The sequence below is a fragment of the Comamonas sp. 4034 genome (assembly GCF_050434545.1).
Taxonomy (GTDB): domain Bacteria; phylum Pseudomonadota; class Gammaproteobacteria; order Burkholderiales; family Burkholderiaceae_C; genus Comamonas; species Comamonas odontotermitis.
On the sequence record NZ_JBNDIT010000042.1, the window covers coordinates 1 to 6583 of the forward strand.

Consider the following 6583-nt stretch of genomic DNA (forward strand, 5'->3'; position numbering starts at 1 on the left):
AGTTTGTGGTGCGGTACTTGCGCCGACCCCAGTTCGTCTCACTCATCATCCGAGCCTACTACCGCTGCGGCCCGGATTTGTGCAACAAAGCCCTTCTGAAATAGAAGGAGTGCTGCAAAAAAAAAAAGAGATCCCACCCAAGGGGCCTGCCCGATGGCAGGCAACATGTCGGGATCCAAGTGGATTCGCCTCAACGTGGCACCATGGCGATGAGTGAGCTGAACACCCCCGTCCACGCCTGACCATCCACACCGCGGACCATCCAGCTCCCCTCATCGGTGAGCACAGCTTTAGCTCCGTAGCCACAAGCCCAGGTGGGCTGCAACTCTCGCCCAACCAGCAACAGAGAACGCGCCTGGTTGCATGACAAACACAGCGATACAGGCTTTGCCTCCATGCCAACCACCCACACCCAGCATGGCGGTATTTGCCGCAGGGGATGCCGGCGCTCCAAACGGGCGAGTACTCCACCACCACCATTGATAGTGTCCGCAACGTCCTGGATGACGGCTTGATCAGAACCCTGCCAGATATGAATCCCAAATTGGGGCAGAAGCACTTGCAAAGCAGAAGCCACACTTGCTAGGTCGCCTGCTGGAGCAGCTGATAAGCGCATATACGCAAGCGGCACAGGTCGTCCACCCAGCACTGACGCACAGCAGCGCACACACCACCCTGCACCTTCGGGATCATCTTTTTCTGCCCATGGATAGCCGTTCGCCTCCAGATCCAAGCGTGTCCAGCGTCTATGGCCAGCTCGCGCCTGCGCCCGGTAGCTCCACATGCTGTCGAAACAAAGGCCATGCATGTAGTGGTGCTGCACTCCATTGGACTGTATTTGCGGTGGGGTTCTATCGACCATGAGCAGTCTCCAGATACCTAGGATTTCGATGGCCATCATCAGCCTTGAGCTCGGCGCTGCCGGGATAGAACTCCTGAACGATCTCTACAGCTTCCGCGCTCAACTCCTCGAACAGCCCCAAGGCATAGCCCGTTCTTGCCGCTTGCTCCAATGCACCCTGATCATGACCCGTTTTGCGGTCATGCTCCGCTTCATCCACGGCTTGGCCGATGGCGGCGTCCAGTGTCATCCCGTCCCGAACGCCAAGATCCACATAGTAGATTGGTGCCCGGTATGACATGGCCGTCGATTTGGCTCGCAGGCGGATTTCCAGTGGCAGATATGCAAGCAACCCGCCACTCACCGCCTGCAGATACTGCATGCGTGTCAGCAAAGTGCGCATCGAATTGATGCCTGTCGTTCTCAGCACAAAGGTGCTCAATGCATCCGCCTGACATTCCGGATGATCAATACGAACGTGAAAACGACCAAAGGGTTTGCAACCACCATCGATGGCCAATGCACAAAGATCCGGACCTTCGCACGGCATGGATTCCACACCTTTGGCGGTCATACGCTTGCATGTCTGACCATCGCCTACGCAGATCGGCCGCGCTGTGGCACGATCAAACAACGTGTAGTTGGCACGAAGGTTCAATGCGGGATCATTGAACAAGACCCTCACCGGAATACTGCGCAACTTGGTTCGCGCTGTCGACATTTTGGAAAATGCTTCCTCATGCACGTTTGCAAGATCAGCATTCGAGGTGCTCAGTTCAGCAGTCTGGGCTTTCTTGGCATCGGTCGCTCGCTTCGCCAACTTGGAACGAAGCGTGGCGGGAGCTTGTGCCGGTGCAGAAAACTCTTCAGGCAAATGCGGAAGCTCTTTGACTTCAACTCCATTGGCCATCAACTGCCGATCTTCCAGTTCCCTGCGCAAAATGCCATCCATGGGATGGAGCATCCAGCCATTGCGGCTTTGCACCTGTGTCGTGATGGTGAACTCATCATCCTTTTCAGGAAGACGCTTGCCATTGCGCTCCACGACACGGCCAATCGAAATACGACCCACCACCGGCGGGGTCATCATCAGTCCTTTGATCATGGGTTTCTCCATTCATAAATGCAAAAGACCCGTCTGCCTAGTCTGGCGGACGGGTCCTATGCGTTGGTTAGTAAATTGCTGGTGTGGCGTGATGTGTTGTGCTCAGTTGGTCAAGTTCTCTGCATGAAGCAGAAACCGCCGGGAACCCGGTTTGGTGCCCATGTATGCCTTGGCAAGCTCTGGCTGCTCTTGCTGTAGCAGCGCAGCATTGAAGACCTTGCTGTCCTTGCTGCGCTTCCAGCTGACTGTCCCTCCTGCAAATCTGGCAAAGCTGGCTGCGCCCATGCGTTGCTGGATCTGGTGCTTGAGCAAGGCTTCTTGAGATTCCCAATCGCTCATGAGCTGGCGAACGTGCTGGAGTTGGGCAAATGCACTCGATGCCGCCTCGTCCTCCGACAGATCGACGTCCTCTCCTGTGTCTTGTGGATACAGGCATCGCAATGCGGTTGAAGCACTTTCCGACGCATCGACGGGAGGTTCTTTCTCCGCGCTGACCAGCTCCCAGAATTGCGCCTCCAAAGCAATCAATTGGGCGATCATGGTCTCGTCACGCTCGATCCGGTGGATCTGCAATTCCTGGCCGCAGATCAGGACTGCGACATCGGCAGCCTGCTTACCCGTCACAGCCAGTTGGTGCATGACCTGTAGTTGGATGTATTCGGGCACGCCGTCCTTCCAGAGCTTGGCTCCGTTGATGCCTGCGGTCTTGCATTCCAAGATCTGGACATCTGGAGCCCCCACGACTTCCCGGTCGATGTTGGCCAGCATCCAGGGGATCTGGGGATGGCCCAGTACCGCATTCACACGTCGCACACGGTTGCCGGTGCGTTTGGTGTAGTGGGCTGCCACAATGGGCTCCAGCAAAGTGCCCCAGTACATGGGGCTGGTCTCGTCGTTGGGATCGACGGCAGGCAAGAGACTGCCCGTGCCTGTTTTGTGCATCCACAGCTCCAATTGGGACTGGTAAGGGTTGAGGCCTACGGCCGCTGCAGCATCCGAGCTGCCAATGCCCTTGCGACGAACATCCAGCCAGGTCTCACGCGGCATATTCTTGGTGGAGACCAATCGCAGTGCGGGACGGGTATTGGTTGATTTCTCTGCAGTGACTTGCACTGCCGTTGTTGAAGCGGTAACGGGCATAGCGCCTCCTGAAGATTCCAGCTCCCACAAAGCACGAAGCCCTCACCACAATGGCGAGGGCTTTGGCTTATAGAGAGTTGGCTGGGTTGGTTGAGAATGAACGAGTGGTGCTCGCAGGTGGATGGATTGCATTCGAACGGTCAGACGACCAATGGCTACGCGACCAGTTGCAATGCGTGTTCCAAGGCGCGCTGCTTGAGTGCGGCACCCTGGCCGAACCAGGCACTGTCCAAGCGGTTGTCCTGGCTGCGGGCCCGGCGTTCGTGGTCCACGTACTCGGTGATCGAGCACAGCAAACCCCAGGCCGTGCCCTGGGCTGCGGACAGGGTGGCACCGCGCCCGTGGCCGTCAAAGAGCATCTGCGCCTTCTGCATGGCGCGCTCGTTGGTCAGCACCGTAGACTGCCCTGCTCCACTGGATCCTGGTTTGTCTGCTGCACACAGCACTTTCAGGAAGAAGTTCATGGCCTCGTGGCTCTTGACCTTGCGTTCTGCCAGGGTGCGCATCTGGTACATGAAGGAATCCCATTGACCCACTGCAATGCCCAACTGGCGTTTGACGGCCTGGGCATCGAAGCGGGTGGAATGGGAGACCTTCACGGCGTTGGTTGCTCCCTGCAGGGCAATCGCCAGGGTGTTGTTGCAGACCACTCGCACGGTGGTGGGCAAGGCGACTGTGGCCAGGGTGCCGTCGCAGGAAGTCGCCAAGAGCAGATAACCGTTGACGACGTCATCGCCTTTGAGGGCCGCTGACTTGCCAGTCCGGGCCAAGGCCCAGAACTTGCGACCCGCCTTGAGCACCCCGGCAGTCTCCAGTTCATAACCCGCGACTTCCGTGAGATCCCGGTAGAACTCCAGCACATCCCGGGGCTGCACCACCTGGTAGCGGTTGCTGACGACTGACAGGGGTGCCTTGGTATCACTGCGGTAGAGCACCTTCTGGTCCGGGAACTCCATGGGCTCGGCATACAAGGCAGAAGATGCTTCCGAGCTGTCGGCGGCCAGATAGCGCACAGGTGTTTCAAGAATCTGCCACTGCATGCCTGCGGCTTGCGCCCAGACATCGAGCGATTGCTTGCGAGGCAGGTTATTGCCCAGTTGGTGCCAGGGGGTCTGGCCTGCATAGGCCATGGTTTCGACGAGATGGGACATAGTGATCTCCTTGCATCAAGCCTTGAACGAATTGCCGCAGCTTTGGCACTCGTAGTTTTCCAGATAGGTCTCGTCGATCTGCTCGCCGATACGGCCGCCGACTTCATGACCGACGGTGCCGCCGACAACACCACCGATGATGGCGCCGAGCAGGGAGCCCAGAACCCCGCCTACGGGGCCAGCAACAAAGCCAATGGATGCGCCAGTGGTGGCGCCTTGCATGGCCCCGGCGATACCCGTGGCTGTACCTGCGGCAGAACCCACACGCTGGCCCAGCTCCTTGGCAACGCCCTTGGCGCGCACATTCAGAGAGTGGCAATGGGGACATTGGATAGACATAGAAATTCCTGACATAAAGAAAAGCGCCCCGGGCTTGGAGGCCAGGGGCGCTGATGGGATGGAAGTGAGATGAAATCAATGCGGAACAGCTCGCTTTACAGCAAACCGCTACCGCATCATGTCAGGTATATATGACTGAAAAGATTTGGAATCGAAAGAGTTGGACTGAATGTCCGCCCCGCTTGGCCCCTGATTGCCGCAGCTCTGAGATTCAAGCAGTAGCGCCGTCATCTACACAGCGGTGCCAAACATCGCCCCCACGCCAGCTGTCACTCCCATGGCAAATGTGCCCCAAAACGCTACGCGCATCGCACTCTTGAAGAGCGGTGTACCACCCACGGCCGCGGCGGCAGCGCCAAGCAGGGCCAGGAAGACAATAGCCGTCGCTACGACCCAATAGAGCAGGCTCTGCTCCGGTGCCAATAGAACCACAGCCAGCGGCATGGCCGCCCCCACGGCGAAGCTCCCCGCGGAGGCAATTGCGGCTTGCAACGGGCGCGCGCTCAACGCTTCAGAGATGCCTAATTCATCGCGTGCGTGCGCGCCCAGAGCATCGTGAGTCATCAATTGCGTGGCGACCTGACCCGCGAGTTGATGATCCAGGCCACGCCGTACGTAGATGGCCGTCAGCTCCCGATGCTCCGCTTCCGGACTGTCGTTCAGTTCATCACGTTCCCGTTCCAGGTCCGCCTTCTCCGTGTCTGCTTGAGAATATACCGATACGAACTCGCCTGCAGCCATGGACATGGCTCCTGCTACCAGCCCCGCGATGGCGGTGGTCATGATGCTGGCATGGCTTGCATGGGCCGCAGCCACACCAGCGACCAAGCTAGCCGTGGAAATGATGCCGTCGTTGGCACCCAGAACGGCTGCGCGCAGCCATCCGATATGTTCAGTGCGGTGATTTTCAGGGTGAGCACGAAGGTGAAATTTTGTCATTGAAGATTCAAATCCATGTGAAGCAGCCTAAGGTCAGCAGTTCAGGGGCGATGACCGGGAAGCATGCGAACCAATGTGTTATCGTGCATAACGTAGTGGTGCAACAACGCCGCCGCCGCGTGCAATCCGATCAAGACATAGCCCAATGTCGCCAGCGCTTCATGTATATCTTTGAGTTGGCGCGACAGAGCAACGTCGGCACCGATCAGAGAGGGAACCGGCAAACCAAATAGAACGATCGGCTTGCCTACTGCGCTCAAGGTGAGCCACCCAAGCAGCGGCATGGCGAGTATGAAGATGTAGAGCGCATAGTGCATGGCATCTGAGAGTGCAGCCTGCCAGCTTGGCATGGGGGGGTGGATCGCGGGCTTCGCTCCCGCCTGGATGCGTACCCAGATACGGATCACGACGACCGCCAGAACACTTAGGCCCAACAGGAAATGCAAGGACTTCATGGCGCCTCGAATTTCACTGCCTTTGGGGGCCAGTCCTCGCAGTTCCATGCTGGCATAGACCGCGATGATGAGAACCACGGTAAGCCAGTGCAGGCCTACGACCAAAGGACTGAAACGGTATTCGGAATTCTTGATGTCCATAACATATGGCTCCAATGTCTAAGATGGCAAAAGATGCAGCGCCAGCATATCGGAGCAGGTGACTGCGAAACCAGTTTATCGATTGCTTTTTGCTTTAAACAGGTTTTTTGCCAAAACACATCGTACAGAGCAATTTTCGCTTTCTCCAAAGCATTCTCAAAGCTTCAGCGCGGAAGATTAATTGATCATTAACAAGAGATCGACAGGGCGTTGTTGCACAAATCCCGTCCTCAGCTAGCGTAGGCTGGGGAGATGAGTGAGACGAGCTGGGGGCGGCGTAAATACCGCACAACAAACTGGAAGGCATATAACGCAGCATTGAAGGCCCGAGGCGACTTGACCATCTGGCTGGACAAGGAAATGCAGTGGCTAGCCCTGCCCACGGGCAAGCGTGGTCGTTGCCAGAAGTTTTCAGATGCGGCCATCCAGTTTTGCCTGACCATCAAGTGCCTGTTTGGCCAGCCCTTGCGCC

The 6583-nt window shown here is 57.5% G+C and carries 7 protein-coding genes; 1 reads left to right on the forward strand and 6 read right to left on the reverse strand.

Annotated elements, in window-relative coordinates; all coding sequences use genetic code 11:
- Positions 1–851 precede the first annotated feature (851 nt).
- The 6 genes from ABIE32_RS21460 to ABIE32_RS21485 form a co-directional block, all read right to left on the reverse strand.
- Positions 852–1946, reverse strand: coding sequence for a phage capsid protein (locus ABIE32_RS21460; protein ID WP_429019300.1), 1095 nt, complete (start codon positions 1944–1946; stop codon positions 852–854).
- A gap of 102 nt (positions 1947–2048) precedes the next feature.
- Positions 2049–3086 carry a YqaJ viral recombinase family protein gene (locus ABIE32_RS21465; RefSeq protein ID WP_429019303.1) on the reverse strand — a complete coding sequence of 346 codons (1038 nt, stop codon included), beginning with the start codon at positions 3084–3086 and terminating at the stop codon, positions 2049–2051.
- Between the two features lie 155 nt (positions 3087–3241).
- Entirely contained in the window at positions 3242–4237 is a 996-nt protein-coding gene (locus ABIE32_RS21470) for a DUF932 domain-containing protein (RefSeq protein ID WP_429019305.1), read from the reverse strand.
- 15 nt (positions 4238–4252) lie between these two features.
- A complete protein-coding gene (locus ABIE32_RS21475; RefSeq protein ID WP_429019306.1) occupies positions 4253–4576 on the reverse strand; it encodes a hypothetical protein in 324 nt (107 codons plus the stop codon).
- Between the two features lie 231 nt (positions 4577–4807).
- Positions 4808–5515 (reverse strand): VIT1/CCC1 transporter family protein, encoded by a 708-nt coding sequence (locus tag ABIE32_RS21480; protein WP_429019309.1) that lies wholly within the window; start codon positions 5513–5515, stop codon positions 4808–4810.
- Positions 5516–5556: 41 nt separating this feature from the next.
- On the reverse strand, positions 5557–6111 hold the full coding sequence (locus tag ABIE32_RS21485) for a cytochrome b (RefSeq protein ID WP_429019311.1): 555 nt from the start codon (positions 6109–6111) through the stop codon (positions 5557–5559).
- A 252-nt stretch (positions 6112–6363) separates the two neighbouring features.
- On the opposite strand from ABIE32_RS21485, the gene ABIE32_RS21490 reads away from it, so the two are divergent.
- Positions 6364–6583: transposase (locus tag ABIE32_RS21490; protein ID WP_429019314.1), on the forward strand; the 220-nt coding region annotated here is incomplete at its 3' end.